The following is a 19,459-nucleotide window of genomic DNA, read 5'->3' as shown; positions in this document are numbered from 1 at the left end:
TGGCTTCCTGGCATAGAACTCATGCCCGCCGAGGCTCCATGTCAAGCCACGAAAGGTAACTGTAATTTAAATTAGAAAGTGGTTTGGAATTTAATTTATTTGTGTCCGGAATATTGACGTAGGTCCAAACCACATTTTTAGCTAAACAAAAAAACAGTAAAAAATATTGCTTTATCATTACAAATGGTTTCTCCAGTGATAGATTTCGTGAGACAAAATAAAGCACTTTAGTTTTAAGATTTTTCAAAAAAGCGTGGTGAATCGATATTCGAATTTATTGAAGAGAAAAACATACGATGTCATGTTTTTCTTTTCGTTTCGTAATATCATTTTAGCCATTTTCGGTATAGACTGGTTGTTAAATTTTAAAGGTTTATAATAGCAACCAAGTTGATTGGCATAACTAATTATTTTTCTAAATCGATTCTAACTTGCTCTTTCCATTTTTTTATTTTCTCTATCGCATGTTCCTCTCCACCTAGATAAATATCTTCTATTGTCATTGACCAATTTCTTGATATACGTTTTCTTTTGTTATTTGGTAAAGGATTGGTTATTTTATTTATTTTTGATACGAGTTCCCGATTTTTTTGAAGAATATAATCCGTTGGCCACTCATTATCATACGCTTCAGTGAACAAGTTCACCAGGAGATTATACCCTTCTTCCGTATAGTTAGAGGGATGTTGAATCATATAACAAGAAACAAGCCAAAAATGTAAGGCATATAAATCTGTGGCATTATGTTCCCAAACAAGTGGAAATTGAAACATTTCGTAACAGGATAATCCATCTATTTCCTTCGCACCACATTCCATACATTTTCCATTCTCCATCCATGTGTGATTGTCCACCATTGTAGGTATTTCCTCCATAAAAGTTTATTTAACTTTTTTATTTTAAACTTTCACGTAACGTAAAGGTCAACATCCCTGCCCGGTTCGTTTAATTTTTGATTAAAATCTATGTAATCAACAAAAACACGTCAAATCGCTTAATATAACAGCGTTTGGCGTGTTTTCCTAACATTTTATCGTATCCTATTTTTACGAAAGTTGCTCTCCTCCCCTTTTCACAAATGAGTGCTTTTCTATAAATAAGGAAAACTGGTTTTCACTATGTATAGATTAAAAATTTAAGTAAAGGCTAAAAAAATCAACTATATATAAATTCCTTGTTAAAGGTATATCAAGTAGCCACTTCGCTATCAAATCAAATAGGAATATATTCTTATTTTGTCTATAAAAGCGAATGTTTTCGTACCAAATATGACATGGTAAATAATAGTAGAAATGTCAAATCGATAGTTGTCGCTCAACTTGTTTCGTTCTTATATTTTGTAAAAGCATTCGATTAACTCCCCATTTCATAAAAATTTTCTCATTGGACTGACCAAACTAGGAATGAAATGGTAGTAAAATGATCAATCTAAGGACAAATGTGGAAAGGGGATTCATGATGACTGCCGATAAGAAATTAAATCCAATGGATGTTATAAAACCCATCCAATACAGTGCAAAAGAATTAGATGAGACTCAACCCTTTACATCTGTTGAAATGGGCAAACTTTGGGCTACGTTTAATGGGAACAGTATGTCACAGCGAATTTTAACTTATTTTCTTCAACATTGTGATGATGATGCGATAAGAACATTATTGGAAAATAGTTTGGCTTTATGCAAAGATTTTTTGAAAAAGATTGAGGTGTTTTTCCATAAAGAAAATTTTCCAATTCCATTCAGCTTTACTGAAGAGGATGTAAATCTTACTGCCCCACGCTTATTTCATGATGAATTTTATGTGCATTATCTCAAATATGCGGCAAAAGCAGGACTCAACCTCTACTCCATTGCCATTCCTTTAGTTTTGAGGGAGGATATAAGAGAATTTTTTAATTATGCCAATGAATGTACCGCTATTTTATTAGGGCAAATTAATAATATTTTGTACGGACATCATTACTTAGCAAAACCTCCCATGATTCCAATACCAGAAAAACCTACTTTTATAAATAAACAAAATTACTTAAATGGTTGGTTCGGGGATGTCAGACCTTTACATGCCATGGAAGTAATTCATCTTTACGATAACATTGAAAATAATACAACAAGTAAAGCATTATTATTGGGATTTTACCAAACGGTTCGAGATGAAAAAATAAAAGCTTTATTTAAACGCGGGTTAGATATGACAGATAAAGCAGTAAAGCAATGTATGGAGAAATTACAAAAAGAAAACTTGCCAACACCAACATACATAGACCATTTAGTCACAACATCCGACTCTGCACCATTTTCGGATAAGATCATGTTATTCCATAAATTGGATATGTTTGCCATGAAGATCCGTTCCTGTGCCAACGCAATCTCCGTGAATGGTAGAAGGGATATTAGTGCCTTATTTTTAAGAAACTTAACGAGTATCGGGTTATTCGTTGATGATGCAGCTAATCTCCTCATTGAAAATGGATGGATGGAATCACCGCCATTGGCATTTGACAGATCCAAATTGTGACATCTAATTGGTCCTATCCCCCCTTCCTATTTTGGAAATGACATGTTCTTTTGATTTGTTGAAGAAATATTTACTTTTCCCCTCTAGTAGATAGAAAAGTCCACTATAGGGGTTTTTCTTTGAACAATTTTATATAATTCATTCTCCTCACTCTATTCTCTAACAAGATTTACATAATGATATTATTTTTAACTACTCCTTACTATTATGTGAAATCCCCTTCTTTTCTTCGATATTCCAAAAAATAATTGCTATAATATAACACATGGAAAATGTTCGTTTTATTTCCAACTCATTGCAAGAAAGGAGAAAATAAATGGTCTGGTTTATTATTTCCATCTTCCTTGCTGTGTTGGCTACTTGGTTGACTATAAAAGTAAAAAATGAGAAAACGAAACAAAAAGAAATGAGAAATAGCCATTACCAAGAGCTCGAGGCGATAAAAGAAATCCAAAAAGCATCGATGGAAGCGGCCGCAGCGGCCTATGATGAAAAGGTCTTACAAATATCTGAATCGTATCAACATCAAATAGAAAAGTTGATGATGGAAAACGAAACGATTCGGAAAAATTATCTTAACCAAGGGGAAATTCTCACCCATCAAATACTTGAACATATGAAAACCACATTCATTCAAGAGAGGATCATTCTTCCGGATGAAATGATTATCATGCCCAATATTTATATCCCTGAAGGGAATGGAAAGAAACGTCAAATGGATCACGTGATCCTGCTCCCAACAGGAATTTATGTCATTGAGACGAAACACTGGAAGGGGCATATTGTATTAGGATTAACAAGGATGGGCAGCCATAAATTTTCATTCTTAGCTAATTTATTGGATGATGAAAAACAAGAGGCCGTCATCTTTGATAAAAATAAATTGGGCGAATTAACCGTTAAGACTTGCGAAAATCCGTTGGGCGAGATTCAGAATACGACCGTTATCCTTTCCAACTATTTGAAAAGTCAAGAGATTAAAACCTGGATCACTCCTTTATTATTTTTTAATCACGAAGAAAGTGAAGTTCACGATTGGTCCGATAACAGCATCGTCACACGTATTTGCAACAAAGAACAATTACAACATTTCTTTTTTCAGGAGCTCACGACTAAGGAGAGAATTTACGGTGCATTTCAGCTGAAAAATATTGAACATTGTATGGAAATCGCCAATTATTGCACGACAGTTGAGGAAAATTCCATTAAGATGTAATAATATGCACCCGTTTGTACTGCCACCCTAAAAGCCTGGATTTCATTTATAAAGCTAAACTTTTTTCTTTCCATCCATATGTTATAATTTGGAGGGTAAAATTTAGATTGAGGTGACATTCTTGGCCATACATGTTGTACTTTATCAACCAGATATTCCTGCAAATACAGGAAATATTGCCCTTACCTGTGCGGCAACGGATACAGCCTTACATTTAATCCGACCACTTGGCTTTTCAACAGATGAAGAAATGATCAAACGTGCTGGATTAGATTTCTGGCATTTGGTAAACATCACTTATTACGATTCTTTGGATGAATTCTTTTCGAAAAATCAAGGCGAGTTTTACTATATAGAGACGTTTGGAGAACAAACCCATTCTTCCTATGATTTCAGTGATACATCAAAAGACTATTATTTTATGTTTGGAAAAGAAACAACGGGTTTACCAAAAGATTTACTAGAAAAACATCGAGATCACTTTTTAAGAATACCAATGAATCAGAATGTTCGATCACTGAACCTCTCAAGTACAGCTGCGATTTTGGTTTATGAGGCGTTGCGTCAGCAAGGATATCCTCATTTAAAATAAAAAATCTTTCATGATGGAAGATTTTTTATTTGCTTTGTTTTCTAGGAATGGGTTCGTTCCCATTCCTTTTGTTTTCCTATCATTGGTCAATTCTGCCCCCACAAATGAAGACGGGGGCGATTTTGTCATTTCACCTGTTACTTTGGATACCATATGGGCGCTTGCACTACCATTCTCGAAGTTCAAAAAAATGAGGACTCATTAAATCGAGTCCTATTTTTCTATATTAAAAATCAAAATTATCTGGGTCTGGACCTACACGGTGATTTTCGTTTAACCCATCAATTCGCTCCATATCTTCTTTCGATAACTCAAAATCAAATACGTTCGCGTTTTCTATAATACGATGTTCTTTCGTGGATTTTGGTATCGTGATGACGCCATTCTGCAAGTCCCAACGTAAAATCACTTGTGCAACAGACTTTTGATATTTTTCAGCGATTTCTTTCAGTATCGGATTGTCCAGAATTTGTCCTTGCATGAGCGGAGACCAGGCTTCCATTTGAATACCATGTTCCTGACAAAACGCTTTAAGCTCTTTCTGAGTTAAGCGTGGATGGTACTCTACTTGGTTGACCATTGGTTTTATTTCAGCCTCTTCCATTAAATCTTTCAGATGATGAATGTGGAAATTGCTTACTCCGATCGCTCTTACACGGCCTTGTTTATAAAGAGTTTCTAATGCTTTCCAAGACTCTTTAAATTTACCCTCTACTGGCCAATGAATGAGGTATAAATCAAGGTACTCCAATCCGAGTTTTTCTAAGCTTTTTTCATAGGCTAAAAGGGTGGAATCATAACCTAAATCTGCATTCCATACTTTTGAGGTCACAAATAATTCATCCCTGGAAATGCCTGTTTCTTTCATTGCTTCCCGGATTGCCTGTCCGACCCCTTCTTCATTCTCATAAATTGCGGCTGTATCAATGCTTCGGTATCCATGCTTGATGGCGGTTTTCACTGCTTGAATCAGTTCTGGACCTTCTTCTACTTTAAATACCCCTAAACCAAACCAAGGCATTTGAACCCCATTAGTTAATGTCGTTCGATCTTGTAAATTTTTCGCTGTCATCATCATTTCCTCCCTTTATGATGAATAAACCGTTTTTGAATCACATGTTGAATTTGCTGTCATTCTTTTATCTTTTCGTTCCAAGGCCATACTCCACGCAGTGAGAACAACCGCTCCTAGCACCATTACTGCCCCGATCCAAGGTGTATGGATCAAACCAATCGAATCGGTAATGACTCCTCCCAAATAGGAACCAATCGCAATTCCTGCATTAAATGCAGCAATGTTAACGGCAGAAGCGACATCCACCGCACGCGGTACAAAACGCTCCGCTAAGATCACGACATACACTTGCAGGCCAGGCACATTCATAAATGCCAGTACCCCCATTAGGATAATTGTGATGACTGCAGCAATCTTAAATGGTGCGGTAAATGTAAGAACAAACAGCACAATAGATTGAATGATAAACATATAAAATAATGCTTTTAATGGGTTTTTGTTCGCTGCTTTTCCGCCAAGGACATTACCGATCGCAATGGCCACACCATAGACTAGCAAAAGGCCCGCAACCGTTCCTTCTTTAAACCCTGTAATATCTTGAAGCAATGGAGATAAATACGTAAATACAACAAATGTTCCTCCATACCCTAAAGCTGTAATCAAAAATAGTAGTAATAGTCGGCCATTTGTTAACAACTGAATTTGATCCCGAAATACCATCCGTGCTCCTTTTCGCAAATGAGATGGTACAAAAATGAAATTAGCTAATAAGGCAATCAAACCAACTGCCACAATCGCCATAAACGAGATTCTCCATCCAAATTGTTGCCCGATAAACGTGCCAAACGGAACTCCTGTAATCGTAGCAACGGTAAGCCCAGTAAACATCATCGCAATCGCACTTGCCCTACGGTTTTCTGGAACTAAATCAGCCGCAATGGTAGATCCAATGGACATAAAGACCCCATGTGAAAACGCTGAAAGAACACGGGCAACTAGGAGAACCTCCATACTAGATGCACTAGCCGCAAGAGCATTTCCGATAATAAAAACAATCATGATCCAAAGTAATAATGCTTTACGTGACATGGCAGATGTCAGAGACGTCAAGATCGGTGCACCAAATGTCACACCCAATGCATATAACGAAACTGTTAATCCAGCTGATCTGACTGAGATATTTAAATCATCTGCTATCAATGGCAATAAACCAACACTAATGAATTCGGTTGTGCCAATCGCAAATGCACTTATTGCCAAGGCCAATAGCGCAAAATTACTCTTTGTTTTGTTCAAAGACATGACTTCCCCTCCTGATTAATCTCTTGTTGTATGAATCAAACTCTGCTAGCAGAAAATGATGAATATATTGAAGTTTCGCCGGCACATGTTATTATGGAACATATCATACTGATTGAGAAGAACGTACTTATAAGTGCCATAAGCACCAAAAAGTAATATAGTAACTTTTTGGTACCTATCGATTTGGAGGGATACGATGAACAAAAAGAAATACAATATTGCAGTGGAAGCTACATTAGAGGTTATTGGAGGAAAATGGAAATGTGTCATCCTTTGCCATCTCACCCATGGTAAAAAACGAACAAGTGAATTGAAGCGCCTGATGCCAAATATTACTCAAAAAATGTTAACGCAACAATTACGAGAATTAGAAGAAGATGGCGTGATTAATCGTATTGTCTATAATCAAGTTCCCCCAAAAGTCGAATATGAACTCAGTGAGTATGGTTGGAGTTTGAAAGACATACTTGACTCCTTGTGTGCTTGGGGAGAAAAACATATCACCAAAGTATATGGAGACAAATTTTCGGTTTTAGAGGAAAATATTCTAAATGAAAAATTAAAATAATACTTCAACAATCGTAAAAGAGCTCCTCCTATCATTGTTAGGTAGGTAGGTGGTTCTTTTTCTTTTTTGAATTTTCCTGATCCTTATTTTCACAGTACGGAACCATTTCACGCCTATTCATTATTTTCCCCCTTCTCATTTCATCTTTCTTCACACGAAATCAACTTTTTCATCATGAGATTTTTTTGACATTATACAGTTAAACTGTATATAATATAACTATACAGTTGAACTATATAGTTAGACTTAGTAATTATTTATACGGAGGATTTTATGAATAGAGATAAAAATCTGCCACTGACTGAAACAACGTACTATGTACTTCTCTCCCTATTAGAACCTGCTCATGGCTATATTATTATGCAAAAGGTGGAGGAGCTCAGTAATCATCAAGTGAAAATTGCGGCTGGTACCCTTTACGGAGCGATTGAAAACTTACTCAAACAAGGAATGATTCAATCGGTTAAAAGTGAAGATAAGCGCCGGAAAACCTATGTCATCACAGAAAAAGGGAAGGAAGTATTGAAATTGGACTTTTATAGAATGCAACACATGATTGGCATTACGAAAGAATTATTAAATCTTTAAATTGGAGGAATCATGTTGAGAAAGTTTAAGTTCTTTATAGATTTTGATAAAGAAGAAAAATGGCTAAATGAGATGGCGAAAAAAGGCTATCAGTTCCTTCATAAATCGATATTCGGATATACTTTCCAAGAATCGGAACCGGAAAATACGATCATCAAGATTGACTTCCGAAGGTTTAAAAATCAAGCGGATTTCATTGATTATATTACGCTTTTCGAAGATAGTGGCTGGAAACATGTATCAGGAAGTAAAGGGTCTGGGGCTCAATATTTTAAAAAGATCGACCCGAATGCTCATGATGATATTTTTTCAGACCAATTATCAAAGGCTGGAAAATATAAAAGATTATCTGAGATGTTTATCGAGTTAGGGTTATGTTATGTGCCAATCTTTGCTGCCTTAGTAGCCACTGATGCTATTGACATAGCAGCCTTATTTCATCCAAAACAATTGTATTTAACGAAAGGTTTGTGGGATATGACTGGAGGTGAATTTTGGAAAGCCTTCTTATTCGAAACCCCATTTGTCATTTTTCGTACGTTAAGTTGGTTATTCATTCCAATTATGATCCTTTTATATTTCACCTTTGGATATAAAGCACAAATGTTATTTGAAAAACATAAAAACCAATAAATCTACAATGCATAATAAATGGCTCGACAAACGGACAAAACCTTGTCGGGCCTTTTATATTATACATATCCTTTTACACTTGGTCCCCGCCCTACTCTTTTGTAAACTATTAGTCATCCACTTCTATTTTTAATCGTCTTGACCAGTAGGCTTTTTGAGTCATGGTTAGGTTCCATTCGCCCTCACCCTCAATCAAAGCAATTCATAGTTTAAAATAAAGATCAATTGGAAACTACCGTAAGAAAGGAAGTGTGGTTTCGTGGAATTTCAAGAAGAGGAAAAACATCCAGTAAATGATGTAGACCCATTCACCAAACTAATGTTTGGTTCTGGACGAGTTCCTATTAAAGTGGACAAGTACCATTCCAACGAATCCTTCGACCGTGAAGAACATTTTGAGGAAAGCTTTCTTGGCAAAAGACGAATTCATAAAGCCCCCTTCATGCACCATCAACCAAACCAAATCCAGCAGCTTCTTAATCAAATTGACTTGGAATTGCTTATAGGAACGATTGATACCGCTATGCAAACCTATAAACAATATCAACCTTTGATCAAGGAAGTTTCTCCCTTTTTGAAGAAATTCTTAAAAAAAGGATAATCAATAATAGAACCGTGAGTTGTATCGAGATAGAAGCACCTACTATTTGGTACTAAGCGCCCCCTTCTATTCATATTCTTTTAAAAGAATAATAGAGGGAGTGTAAAAGAAATGGTAAAGGTTCGTTTACGGCCCATTGTCAATGGGATTAACTTACCCACCGTATTGAAAACAGCTATCCTTCCAGGTGACACCATTGAAAGTATCTTTATTGCCACTCAGGTAGGAGAAGTCTTATTCATAAGAAACGGGGAGATTCGGACATTTTTAGATATTCGCCCACAAATTTTACAACTAGGTACTTCTGGTGGATATGATGAACGGGGATTGCTGGGACTAGCATTCCATACCCAATTTTATTATAACGGTTTGTTTTATCTCCATTATTCCGTTGCTGGAACCCAAGGACCAGGGGTAGAACCTAAATCTTTTCAACCTGACCCGTGTGATCCCAACACATTAAACCTCAAGTGGGAAAATCGAGAAACGCAATATGATCATATTGATACGGTCGAGGAATGGGGGTTCAATCGAAATGGTCAGCCTCAAAAACGTCGCACATTGTTGAACATGAGGAGGCCCTATTCCAATCATAATGGGGTCAACAGTTTAAACTTTTCACCCGAATCAGGAAAACTAGTATTAACGACTGGTGATGGGGGCTCAGGATATGACCCGTTTAATTTAAGCCAGAATGATTTAGAAATCGCTGGTAAAATTATTGAGATTGATGTATCAAGGTATCCATACATCCAATCTCCCCCTACTGTCACACGTTTCGATGAATTGCCTGTAACCATTCAAGATACACTCACAGTTATAGCCAAAGGGGTTCGCAATATTACTGGCATCTCCTTTCAAAGATACAACCATCAATATATTAAATATATAGGGAATGTCGGGCAAGATTTAGTAGAATCCATCTTTTCTTTTATTTATTACAAACCACTCCCTGTTCCCCAGCTAATCCAAGCTTTATCCATGAATATGGAACCCGACCAAGAAGGATTTATAAACTTAGGTTGGCGAGGATGGGAAGGAACTTTACCTACCCCGATCATAAAAAGCTGTACGACCAATCCGAATCAGGATGAGAAAACCATTGCCTATTTCAATGAAGCAGTAAAAACTTCTGTAAGGCGAATTCAGCCTTTAACTAGTTATTATCATCAAGATCAAAGATCTGATAAGTTTGCCGGAACAGCGCTTACTGGTGTACAAGCTTATATGGGAAGAGCCATCCCAGCGTTGACAGGTAGTGTGGTATTCACCGATCTTGCCCGGAAAGGTTCCCCTGCTCCAGCTCAAGGAGTTCTAGCTTATACAATGGCAAGGATGGATGGAAAACTCAATGACTATCGTATCATCGAGACAGATTACTCATTTGGGTCTCAAGCTGCCTATTATGTTAGTCTTGGAACGAACCTGGATCAAACGAGATTATTTTTAGGGGTATATGGATCAGTAAGAGTGACAGATTTCAACCAGGGTACGGTTTTTGAAATCATTCCATGACCATGAATAGAACCAACTCAGAATCAAAAAAGCCGATTTCTCCAAAAATAGAAATCGGCTTTTTTTGAGTTCTATCTTAACCACTATTATTTACGTTTCTTAAATAAGAAGTTTGTCATAGTTCCAATAACTAAAGACGCAATCACACTTGAAAGCAAAATTTTTATTAGAACGGGTATGTTGTTTTCGCTTGGAAAAATTTGCGAACCCATTAGTATTAGAACGATAAAGAAAGAGATAACATAGTCTTTTTTTCTAAATTTCAACATCATGACCACCTTTTACAAATCGCTATCTTTAAGTAATTGATAAAGCATTTACAATTTAACTAAAACAACAATCTTTTAGAAAAGAGCCAAAGTTTATAACAAACTATTAGGTATGCTATGAAAAATTCCATTATACATTACTATTATTTAGCAGGTCGAAATCCAGCTTTAACCGCTTCTTCTTCCGTACAAAACATCATTTCTGCTTTTGTTTTTTCATACCAAGGAGAATCAGGCGTATGGTAAATTTTTTCTTTTCCGATATTCCCTTTAATGAGACAGTCCTCATCAGCTTGACTAGTTTCTTTTTCTTTTGAATCGATGATTTCAGGGTGAAAACCGTCTTCTTGGGCATAATTTTCAATTTCCCAAATCCCTATTCCTTTTTGTTGTGCCTCTTTTTGAATCGCTCGAAACTGATCGACATAGCGGGTATTTGGAGGATAAATATAGGCGACCCTAGCTAGTCCATTCTTTAATAATTCTTCTTGGATCATTTTCCCATCTACATAAACATAAGCTAATAACCGCCCATACTTGTCTCTTTGGGGACCGATGTCAAACTCTAATTCTATCTTTCTAGCATTTTCCACTAATTTTCTAGTAAATTCTTTCGCTTCCTTACCATATGGTTGTTCCCCAAGGCGTGGATGGGACGTCTCCGGAGTATCTACGAGTAAAAATCTCACACTTTCACGTTTCCCTTTATAATTGACAGCAATCGTATCACCATCACTTGGATGGACAAGTGCCACTTCCATTCTTTTATATTCTGTATTATTTTCCTGAGTATTGGCTTGCTTTTGTGGACTGAAACTCTCGTCAGAGATAATGGATGAGCATCCAATCAGATGAATGGATAATAAACCTATAAATAAAGTAAGCAGTAGTTTTTTCAATACCATCAAATCCTTTTCCAACATTAAGATTGGTTATGATTCTACCAATTGTAATCATTTTCCTCCGTGTTAAGTTTAATCATGGCTCGACTTTTTTTCAATACCCAATCACGAGATTAATAGGATAATATCTTCAGAAATTGGAGCCTCCCCTATACTTTCCGCAAACCTAAGATTGACTTATCTCTATTCTCTTACCCATATAGGAACTGCGAATACCTTTTCGTGGATTGCCGTTCCTTGGCTTTTAAACCACTCGTAAATTAAAAAAAATTTAATCGGAAAGTAAAAGTCTTGAAAACTATTTATGGGATAATCACTACTTCAAGGAGTTTGGTTTGGGTGGTGATAGATTTGACAAGGATGCAAAGAAGTAGAAGAAGAAAAAAAGTTCGTTGGGGCAGAGTATTTGGTGCTCTACTTTTTTTAGGGATTTTTATGGTTGGACTTTTTACGATCATTCAGTACATAGAAGGCACCATAAAAGTGATGAACGAACCACTGAAAAAAGCGGAGGGAAAACAGTCCTTTCAAGGTGCACAAAAGAAAATCGATGAAATCAACGTGCTTTTATTAGGGAGTGATTCACGCGGGGAAGAACCAGCTCGAACCGATACCATCATGATTGCTCATTATGACCCACAGACTCATAAAATCAAACTTATTTCATTCATGCGTGATATGCTCGTCACTATACCGGGGCATGGACAACAAAAATTAAATGCCGCGTATTCTTATGGTGGTCCTGAATTACTAAGGAAAACCATTGTTGAGAATTTTGGATTGGATATTCATTATTATGCCATTGTCGATTTTAAAGGATTTGAAAAAGTAGTCGATTTGCTCGTTCCAAATGGGATTGAAGTTGAAATCCCATACGAAATGTCGTATGGCATTGGGATGACGTTAGAACCAGGAATCCACCGTCTTCATGGGAAAGAATTATTAGGCTACGTCCGTTTTCGTCATGATCGTTTAAGTGATTTCGGGCGAATCGAACGACAACAAGAAGTGATTTCAAAATTAAAAGAAGAAGCGGTAGGACTCCATAATGTTGTAAAGCTACCGAAATTATTTGATCTGTTATCTACATACATTGATACAAATATAGAGAGTTCTACCATCATTACCATTGGAAAAGATATCATAACGAACAATCAGAGCGAAATAGAAACCTTACGCATCCCTGAGGATGGAAGTTTTGAAAATGCACGACACGAAGAACTAGGTGATGTATTAGAAATAGACCTCATGCAAAATATTGAATCGATTCATCGTTTTTTAGAAGAGTAGAAAAAAAGGATTTGTCCACCTGAGATGGACAAATCCTTTAAATTGTCTTTTGTTGGTGTTTGACTCCTGTAAGAAAGGTTAAAAACACGTGAGTACCTACTTTGACGGTTGGCTGGACTTGGTCGTCTTTTAGTGGGTCGAGGCAGACAATATCCATCGCTTTTACCTTTGGATGACTTCCTGCTAAAAATACACCTTCTAATAATTCGGCTGTTGTCATGCCTCCCGGTGTTGAGGCTGGTACACCTGGGGCATAGGCAATATCTAGGACATCCATATCCACCGTCAAATAAATGGTATCCACTTTGGCAGATAATTCTTCTAAACATTTCGAGACCGTGTTTTTCATCCCATCTTTTCGAACGTTACGAAGGGTGAAATAGTTAACACCCTTCTCGTCCGCGTATTGTTTTAACTCCTTCGTATTAAAAAATCCATGTAAACCAATGTTATACATATTTCGGCTTTCCACTACACCGCTTTCGATTAAATTGCGCATCGGTGTTCCATTGGTAGGACCATGATCAGACATGTCTCGTAAATCAAAATGGGTATCAAATTGCAAAATACCAATCGTTTCCTTCGGTTTTGCCTGTTGCATCCCTTTTACCATCATAGCGGTAATAGAATGGTCGCCACCAATGGCACAAATTTTGGAATCACGAAAATGGTTATGAAGGGCGCAAGATGCCTCCACGATATTCTCATGACATCTATGAATATCCGTCACATGCATCGGAACATCTCCGGCATCAAGAACCGTCATCTCCGCCAAATCCACATCTTCATCCAAATTATAAGTAGCAAATCCTTTCCATGCCCGGCGGAAATAGTCGGGAAATTCAGAAGCCCCTGAAGGACTGATGGAGGAACGGGATAAAGGGACGCCGAGGATAATCGCCTCGGCGTCTTTACACTTTTCCGGATCCGTCGAAGCCGTCACTGGCTTGATCCATTCATGAACTTTCTCAGGAGCTCGCCCCTCTGGTCTCACCCAAGTAAAACTAGGCGGATTCATTTTTGGAAAAAGAAAGCTCTTCACAAAGCTGCCCTCCCTTTACAACAACCACACCATTTTTCACAACCGTATCCACGTGGTTCACACCATAAGAGTATTGCAGCTTCATATAATTATTAACATTGAAAATCGTGACATCTCCCTTTTTCCCCACTTCTAAACTACCAATCTCGCTACCGCGATTAATCGCATGTGCCGCATTGATAGTCGCTGCTGTAATTACTTCAGCAGGAGTCATTCCCATTTTCAAACAGCCTAAATTCATGATGAAAGGCAAGGAAACCGTTGGTGATGAACCCGGATTGCAATCAGTGGATAATGCGACTGGCACCCCTGTATCAATCATTTTGCGTCCGTTTGCCGACTCAGCCATTAAAAAATATGCTGTTCCAGGTAGAAGCACCCCGACGACTCCCTTTTTGGCCATCGCTGCCAACCCTTTTTCTGATGCTTTTAATAAATGGTCGGCGGAAATCGCACCTACCTCTGCAGCCAGCTCAGCCCCTTCATAAGCAACAATTTCATCGGCATGGATTTTTGGAATCAAGCCATGACGTTTACCGGCTTCCAAAATGACCCGTGATTGGTCTGGTGTAAACACACCATGCTCACAGAAAACATCATTGAATTCCGCTAGACCCAATTCCGCTACCTTTGGAATCATTTCTTCCACCAAGAGGCGCACATATTCATCTGGATTTTCCTTAAATTCTTTTGGGATAGCATGAGCGCCCATAAAGGTCGAAACAACATCGACTACGTGTTTTTCGTTCAATTGTTTCGCCACTTCCAGCTGCTTCAGTTCGGTTTCCCATTCCATTCCATATCCACTTTTTGCCTCGACGGTTGTCACCCCATGAAGCAGGAATTGATCTAATCGTGCATAGCTCTCTTCATAAAGCTGCTGATGTGAAGCAGCTTTTGTAGCACTTGTTGTTGCATGAATGCCTCCACCTGCATTCATAATCTCCATATAGGTTGCCCCTTGCAGGCGCATATTAAATTCATTTTCCCTGCTCCCTGCATGAACCAAATGGGTATGTGGATCGACTAACCCAGGTGTTACTAACTTACCAGTAGCATCCACCACTTCGGCTTCACCTAATCGGTCTCCATATTCCGCCAAAAGTTCTTCATCTGTCCCAACAGCCTGAATGATCCCATCCTCAATCCAGACGCTCCCATTCTCTATAATTCGAAGCTCAGACATCGCTTCTTTTACGAGAGGAGCATGTGAGCTCCCCTCTAGTGTGACAAGCTGTGATGCATTTCTTATAAAAATGGCTTTACTCATTCCATTCAACCTCTTTCATCTTGTTTCAGCATTGGCATGTTAATTCCTTTTTCTTTCGCTGTTTTTATCGCTAATTCATAACCAGCATCAGCATGACGGACAACACCCATGCCCGGATCGGTCGTTAAGACGCGTTGCAGACGAACCTCTGCTTCCTTCGTTCCATCCGCTACAATGACCATGCCGGCATGTTGAGAATACCCCATGCCTACTCCTCCACCATGGTGAAGAGATACCCAGCTTGCTCCACCAACTGCATTGATTAACGCATTTAAAATCGGCCAGTCAGATACGGCATCACTGCCATCTTTCATCCCTTCTGTTTCCCGGTTAGGTGATGCGACAGAACCAGCATCTAAGTGGTCACGACCAATAACAATTGGAGCTGAAACTTCACCACTAGCCACCATGTCATTGATCAGCTTTCCGAAGCGAGCACGGTCTCCATAGCCTAACCAGCAAATACGAGCAGGAAGGCCTTGGAAGCTAATTTTCTCTTGTGCCATACGAATCCATTTACAAAGATGCTCATCATCCTTGAACTCACGTAATAAAGCCTCATCGATTTTGCGAATATCCTCAGGATCTCCTGATAAGGCAGCCCAACGGAAAGGTCCTTTTCCTTCACAGAATAATGGACGGATGTAAGCTGGAACAAACCCAGGGAAATCAAATGCGTTTTCTACCCCTTCATCCTTCGCTACCTGGCGGATGTTGTTGCCATAATCAAATGTTACTGCCCCTTTTTGTTGCATGATTAACATCGCCTTTACATGTTTAGCCATACTTTGCTTGGAAAGCTTCACATATAAATCTGGATCCTCTTTTCGAAGCTTCGCTGCTTCATCCAATGTGAAACCTGCAGGAATATACCCATTTAATGGATCATGTGCGGATGTTTGGTCGGTTAATACATCAGGAGTAAAACCTTTTTCAATTAAAAGCGGCAGTACTTCTGCAGCATTTCCCAATAATCCAATGGATAATGCTTTTCCTTCCTTCTTCGCTTCAAACGCCCATTGTAATGCTTCATCTAAATCATGTGTTTTGACATCTAGATATTTCGTTTGAATGCGCCGGTCAATTCTCGTTTCATCCACCTCAACGGCAATACAAACACCATCATTCATGGTGACAGCCAATGGCTGAGCCCCGCCCATACCACCAAGACCGGCGGTTAAAGTAATCGTGTGTTTTAAAGAACCGCCAAATTCTTGCCGTGCAAGCTCTGCGAATGTTTCATAGGTTCCTTGAACAATCCCTTGGCTGCCGATATAAATCCAACTTCCTGCAGTCATTTGTCCGTACATCATGAGACCTTTTTTATCAAGTTCATGGAAATGCTCCCAATTTGCCCAAGCAGGAACGAGATTAGAGTTAGCAATTAATACGCGCGGCGCATCTTTATGAGTCTTCCAAACAGCGACCGGTTTACCTGATTGAATTAATAATGTTTCATCCTCTTCCAGTTCTAAAAGCGTTTTCACAATAGCGTCAAAACACTCCCAATTGCGTGCTGCCTTTCCAATTCCACCGTACACAACTAAATCTTCTGGCCTTTCTGCTACCTCCGGGTCAAGATTATTTAGTAACATGCGAAGTGCCGCCTCTTGAATCCAACCCTTAGCATGTAATTCGGTCCCTTTATAATTCTTAATAACTCTCTTTGTTTTTGCTTGCATTTCATCCACCCCTTATTTCATCTTTCTATATTTAATTAAAAAATAAAATCTTCTGAAAAAATACGAGTGGAAAATTAGATGTTGAGTAAAATTTTTGTATTTTTCTGTCATCAATTTAGGCTTAAATGGGGGTGAATGATAATTTTTTTAGAAAAAGTATATTTTTTTTAGAACATAGTTTTCATTTTCGTATGGTGAATTGTATCCTAAAGCCAAAAGTTTTTTAGTTTATCAACGTTTTTTTGAACATAATAAAAATACTGATTGAATGCAGGAGGATGGAATAATGGAACATGCATGGCTTTCACTCATCCCTTTTGTTATTGTCATTTCAATGTCCATATGGCTCAAAAATATCCTCCCTGGTCTTGTCATCGGCCTGATTATTGGATCTTTCCTTGTAAAATCGAATCTTTTGGCAGGAGCCTATCAAACGGTGTCTTACCTCGTTACTACGTTATCCGACGAGACGAATATGAAAATTATCGCTTTTCTTTATTTGTTTGGTGGTCTTGTTGGAATGATGAATATTTCAGGTGGGATCAAAGGTTTTTCGGAATGGATGGGGGAGAAAATTCGAACACAACGCGGACTGCTTGGATTTATTTGGCTTACCCTTCCCTTTACCTTTATGATGCCGATGTTTCGCATCATGTTAATTGGTCCTGTCGTAAAATCATTAGCTAAAAAATTGAATATCCCTAAACAAAAAGTTGGGCTGACTCTCGATATTTCCACTGAATCCGTGATCGTCCTTTTGCCCGTTGCTACTGCCTTTGTTGGTTTCATGGTTTCTTTAGTAGCAGGTAGCATGCGAGGACTGCCTAGCGAAATTTCTGCCTATCAAATCTTTTTACTTAGTATTTTGTTTAATTTTTTTGCCATTATTATGTTAGTGATTGGGTTGATTCAAACATTCTGGCCTCCATCCAAAAAGTCAAAGGACTCCCTCCAGCCAAAAGAGAATCAACTTTTAGAAGAAGTAGAACATCCGTATCACCGGGCGGGGATCAAACGAGAATTATCTTTAGTAAAAGCGCAGCCATGGCATTTAATCATCCCTGTTTTTTTGCTTCTGGGGCTTTCTTTATTTCTATTATGGAAAGACGGGACAAAAAAAGGGGCCGATTCAATATTTGCTGCCTTTTCAAAAGCAGACGCCACCTTTGTGATGCTCTTAGCTGTATTCATTACACTAGTTTTATCCTTTCTTTTTTACACAGTAAGACGGCAGCCATTAGGAGAACTCTTGTACCATTTTTATGATGGGGGAAATCAAATGATGGAGGCCATCAGTCTGCTTGTTTTAATCTGGGCCCTGACATTAGCGGCAGAAGATCTCGGTTTTTCAGCCTTTATTAGTTCCACATTGGGGGCATTCTTACCTGCTTTCTTAACCCCGGCCACTATTTTTCTGATTGGATCGGTTACGGGTTATTTTATCGGTTCCTCATGGGGAACATGGGGGTTGTTTATGCCATTAGGAATATCACTAGCTTCCTCCACAGGGACATCCATCCCTTTAACCGTAGGTGCGGTATTTGCAAGCGGAGCTTTCGGAGCATTAGCTTCTCCATTAGGCGATACGACGATCACCACTGCTTCAATACTCGATCTCACTTTGGTCGATTATGCTCGCTATAAATTGAAGATTTCGTTGGTTGGAGGAGCCATAGCGACTGTTTTATATCTCATGAGTGGGTTTTGGTTACAATAATTAAATATGATTTATTCTCTCCTGTTCCAATGATAATTTGGGCAGGAGATTTTTTTGAAATAGTTTTAAAGTTTTTTACTTCTTGTCCATATCGTTATATAATTCAAATTAATATTTTATTAAAAAAGGGTGATGGAAATGAGAGAAGTTACATTAATTCAGATTTTCAATCATCATATTGCTCAAAAATATCTCAATCGATCAGGTGTTGTCCATGCCATTGCTTGTGCTTATCATGCCTTTCATTTGGCTAAGGAATACGGTGTATCGGTCGACCTAGCGACAAAAGCAGCCTTGCTACACGATATTGGTCATTACACATGGTATCGAAATGGCAAATGGGATTATGATTTATACAGACAAAATGATATCCATGCCATCAAAGGGGCGGAAAGAGCTCATAAATTATTGATCAGATTAGGGGAAAACCCCATTATGGCCAAAGATATTGCCTTAGCGATCTTGTTTCATACGGATTCATATATGACAGAAGGTTTTATTAAAAGGACGCCATTACAAGAAATCGTAAAATTAGCAGATGAAATGGATGAAGAACAAGGCGGGCTCCATCATTATAAAAAAATGGACAAAGATAAAGCGATCAAAATGATTGAACGATTAGACCAGATGGTAGAAGACGAAATGAGTCAAGACTATTTAAATAAGCATCCCCTAGCGTATAAAAACCAAACCGATTAAAAAGTTAACCACACAAAAATTCCTCTCGTCCCATACAAAAAAGC

Annotated in this window: 18 protein-coding genes; 11 read left to right on the top strand and 7 right to left on the bottom strand. The window is 38.2% G+C overall.

The window, feature by feature from the left end:
- Nucleotides 1–407: 407 nt before the first annotated feature.
- On the bottom strand, nucleotides 408–857 hold the full coding sequence (locus tag G4Z05_RS11865; protein ID WP_163252073.1) for a DUF5946 family protein: 450 nt from the start codon (nucleotides 855–857) through the stop codon (nucleotides 408–410).
- 598 nt (nucleotides 858–1,455) lie between these two features.
- On the opposite strand from G4Z05_RS11865, the gene G4Z05_RS11860 reads away from it, so the two are divergent.
- The 3 genes from G4Z05_RS11860 to trmL all read left to right on the top strand — a co-directional run bounded on the left by G4Z05_RS11860 (nucleotide 1,456) and on the right by trmL (nucleotide 4,322).
- On the top strand, nucleotides 1,456–2,514 hold the full coding sequence (locus G4Z05_RS11860; protein WP_240465373.1) for a DUF3231 family protein: 1,059 nt from the start codon (nucleotides 1,456–1,458) through the stop codon (nucleotides 2,512–2,514).
- A 316-nt stretch (nucleotides 2,515–2,830) separates the two neighbouring features.
- Complete coding sequence (locus tag G4Z05_RS11855; protein WP_163252072.1) at nucleotides 2,831–3,730, top strand: nuclease-related domain-containing protein; 900 nt, start codon at nucleotides 2,831–2,833, stop codon at nucleotides 3,728–3,730.
- Nucleotides 3,731–3,851: 121 nt separating this feature from the next.
- Nucleotides 3,852–4,322 (top strand): tRNA (uridine(34)/cytosine(34)/5-carboxymethylaminomethyluridine(34)-2'-O)-methyltransferase TrmL, encoded by a 471-nt coding sequence (gene trmL / locus G4Z05_RS11850; RefSeq protein ID WP_038535348.1) that lies wholly within the window; start codon nucleotides 3,852–3,854, stop codon nucleotides 4,320–4,322.
- Nucleotides 4,323–4,548: 226 nt separating this feature from the next.
- Here trmL and G4Z05_RS11845 read toward each other — a convergent pair whose 3' ends face one another.
- Both G4Z05_RS11845 and G4Z05_RS11840 read right to left on the bottom strand, forming a co-directional pair.
- Nucleotides 4,549–5,397, bottom strand: a complete 849-nt coding sequence (locus G4Z05_RS11845) for an aldo/keto reductase (protein WP_205597538.1) — start codon at nucleotides 5,395–5,397, stop codon at nucleotides 4,549–4,551.
- 12 nt (nucleotides 5,398–5,409) lie between these two features.
- A complete protein-coding gene (locus G4Z05_RS11840) occupies nucleotides 5,410–6,639 on the bottom strand; it encodes an MFS transporter (RefSeq protein WP_163182511.1) in 1,230 nt (409 codons plus the stop codon).
- A 196-nt stretch (nucleotides 6,640–6,835) separates the two neighbouring features.
- Here G4Z05_RS11840 and G4Z05_RS11835 point away from each other — a divergent pair, with 196 nt between their 5' ends.
- The 5 genes from G4Z05_RS11835 to G4Z05_RS11815 all read left to right on the top strand — a co-directional run bounded on the left by G4Z05_RS11835 (nucleotide 6,836) and on the right by G4Z05_RS11815 (nucleotide 10,544).
- Complete coding sequence (locus G4Z05_RS11835) at nucleotides 6,836–7,207, top strand: winged helix-turn-helix transcriptional regulator (protein ID WP_163182510.1); 372 nt, start codon at nucleotides 6,836–6,838, stop codon at nucleotides 7,205–7,207.
- A 273-nt stretch (nucleotides 7,208–7,480) separates the two neighbouring features.
- Nucleotides 7,481–7,795 (top strand): PadR family transcriptional regulator, encoded by a 315-nt coding sequence (locus G4Z05_RS11830; RefSeq protein ID WP_038535358.1) that lies wholly within the window; start codon nucleotides 7,481–7,483, stop codon nucleotides 7,793–7,795.
- Between the two features lie 12 nt (nucleotides 7,796–7,807).
- Nucleotides 7,808–8,428, top strand: coding sequence for a DUF2812 domain-containing protein (locus tag G4Z05_RS11825; RefSeq protein ID WP_205597537.1), 621 nt, complete (start codon nucleotides 7,808–7,810; stop codon nucleotides 8,426–8,428).
- Between the two features lie 259 nt (nucleotides 8,429–8,687).
- Entirely contained in the window at nucleotides 8,688–9,029 is a 342-nt protein-coding gene (locus G4Z05_RS11820) for a hypothetical protein (RefSeq protein WP_163182507.1), read from the top strand.
- 111 nt (nucleotides 9,030–9,140) lie between these two features.
- Complete coding sequence (locus tag G4Z05_RS11815; RefSeq protein WP_163252069.1) at nucleotides 9,141–10,544, top strand: PQQ-dependent sugar dehydrogenase; 1,404 nt, start codon at nucleotides 9,141–9,143, stop codon at nucleotides 10,542–10,544.
- A gap of 412 nt (nucleotides 10,545–10,956) precedes the next feature.
- Here G4Z05_RS11815 and G4Z05_RS11810 read toward each other — a convergent pair whose 3' ends face one another.
- A complete protein-coding gene (locus G4Z05_RS11810) occupies nucleotides 10,957–11,718 on the bottom strand; it encodes a thermonuclease family protein (RefSeq protein WP_205597536.1) in 762 nt (253 codons plus the stop codon).
- Nucleotides 11,719–12,075: 357 nt separating this feature from the next.
- Here G4Z05_RS11810 and G4Z05_RS11805 point away from each other — a divergent pair, with 357 nt between their 5' ends.
- The gene (locus tag G4Z05_RS11805) at nucleotides 12,076–13,005 is read left to right on the top strand and encodes an LCP family protein (RefSeq protein WP_163252080.1); all 930 of its coding nucleotides are present in this window, start codon (nucleotides 12,076–12,078) and stop codon (nucleotides 13,003–13,005) included.
- 37 nt (nucleotides 13,006–13,042) lie between these two features.
- On the opposite strand, the gene G4Z05_RS11800 is transcribed toward G4Z05_RS11805, so the two are convergent.
- Genes G4Z05_RS11800 through hutU form a run of 3 tightly spaced genes read right to left on the bottom strand, consistent with a single transcriptional unit; the run spans nucleotide 13,043 to nucleotide 16,999 of the window.
- The gene (locus G4Z05_RS11800; RefSeq protein WP_327989956.1) at nucleotides 13,043–14,047 is read right to left on the bottom strand and encodes an agmatinase family protein; all 1,005 of its coding nucleotides are present in this window, start codon (nucleotides 14,045–14,047) and stop codon (nucleotides 13,043–13,045) included.
- Nucleotides 14,010–15,317 (bottom strand): imidazolonepropionase, encoded by a 1,308-nt coding sequence (gene hutI / locus G4Z05_RS11795; protein ID WP_163252067.1) that lies wholly within the window; start codon nucleotides 15,315–15,317, stop codon nucleotides 14,010–14,012. Before hutI ends, G4Z05_RS11800 begins: the two co-directional genes overlap by 38 nt.
- A gap of 5 nt (nucleotides 15,318–15,322) precedes the next feature.
- Nucleotides 15,323–16,999: a urocanate hydratase gene (gene hutU, locus G4Z05_RS11790; protein ID WP_163182504.1), complete on the bottom strand. Its 1,677-nt coding sequence runs from the start codon at nucleotides 16,997–16,999 to the stop codon at nucleotides 15,323–15,325.
- 286 nt (nucleotides 17,000–17,285) lie between these two features.
- Here hutU and G4Z05_RS11785 point away from each other — a divergent pair, with 286 nt between their 5' ends.
- Both G4Z05_RS11785 and G4Z05_RS11780 read left to right on the top strand, forming a co-directional pair.
- A complete protein-coding gene (locus G4Z05_RS11785) occupies nucleotides 17,286–18,716 on the top strand; it encodes a Na+/H+ antiporter NhaC family protein (RefSeq protein ID WP_163252066.1) in 1,431 nt (476 codons plus the stop codon).
- Between the two features lie 138 nt (nucleotides 18,717–18,854).
- Nucleotides 18,855–19,415: an HD domain-containing protein gene (locus G4Z05_RS11780; protein ID WP_038535372.1), complete on the top strand. Its 561-nt coding sequence runs from the start codon at nucleotides 18,855–18,857 to the stop codon at nucleotides 19,413–19,415.
- Nucleotides 19,416–19,459 lie beyond the last annotated feature (44 nt).

The organism is Neobacillus thermocopriae, from assembly GCF_010975035.1.
Lineage (GTDB): Bacteria > Bacillota > Bacilli > Bacillales > Cytobacillaceae > Neobacillus > Neobacillus thermocopriae.
This window is presented reverse-complemented; position numbering and strand designations above follow the sequence as displayed.

Excerpts from the sequence above, each read along its gene's own strand:
- G4Z05_RS11845 (WP_205597538.1), bottom strand. The coding sequence starts at position 5,397 with ATGATGACAGCGAAAAATTTACAAGATCGAACGACATTAACTAATGGG.
- G4Z05_RS11835 (WP_163182510.1), top strand. The coding sequence starts at position 6,836 with ATGAACAAAAAGAAATACAATATTGCAGTGGAAGCTACATTAGAGGTT.
- G4Z05_RS11865 (WP_163252073.1), bottom strand. The coding sequence starts at position 857 with ATGGTGGACAATCACACATGGATGGAGAATGGAAAATGTATGGAATGT.
- G4Z05_RS11810 (WP_205597536.1), bottom strand. The coding sequence starts at position 11,718 with ATGGTATTGAAAAAACTACTGCTTACTTTATTTATAGGTTTATTATCC.
- G4Z05_RS11805 (WP_163252080.1), top strand. The coding sequence starts at position 12,076 with ATGCAAAGAAGTAGAAGAAGAAAAAAAGTTCGTTGGGGCAGAGTATTT.
- G4Z05_RS11860 (WP_240465373.1), top strand. The coding sequence starts at position 1,456 with ATGATGACTGCCGATAAGAAATTAAATCCAATGGATGTTATAAAACCC.
- hutI (WP_163252067.1), bottom strand. The coding sequence starts at position 15,317 with ATGAGTAAAGCCATTTTTATAAGAAATGCATCACAGCTTGTCACACTA.
- G4Z05_RS11825 (WP_205597537.1), top strand. The coding sequence starts at position 7,808 with ATGTTGAGAAAGTTTAAGTTCTTTATAGATTTTGATAAAGAAGAAAAA.
- G4Z05_RS11830 (WP_038535358.1), top strand. The coding sequence starts at position 7,481 with ATGAATAGAGATAAAAATCTGCCACTGACTGAAACAACGTACTATGTA.
- G4Z05_RS11785 (WP_163252066.1), top strand. The coding sequence starts at position 17,286 with ATGGAACATGCATGGCTTTCACTCATCCCTTTTGTTATTGTCATTTCA.
- G4Z05_RS11780 (WP_038535372.1), top strand. The coding sequence starts at position 18,855 with ATGAGAGAAGTTACATTAATTCAGATTTTCAATCATCATATTGCTCAA.
- hutU (WP_163182504.1), bottom strand. The coding sequence starts at position 16,999 with ATGCAAGCAAAAACAAAGAGAGTTATTAAGAATTATAAAGGGACCGAA.
- G4Z05_RS11840 (WP_163182511.1), bottom strand. The coding sequence starts at position 6,639 with ATGTCTTTGAACAAAACAAAGAGTAATTTTGCGCTATTGGCCTTGGCA.
- G4Z05_RS11815 (WP_163252069.1), top strand. The coding sequence starts at position 9,141 with ATGGTAAAGGTTCGTTTACGGCCCATTGTCAATGGGATTAACTTACCC.
- G4Z05_RS11855 (WP_163252072.1), top strand. The coding sequence starts at position 2,831 with ATGGTCTGGTTTATTATTTCCATCTTCCTTGCTGTGTTGGCTACTTGG.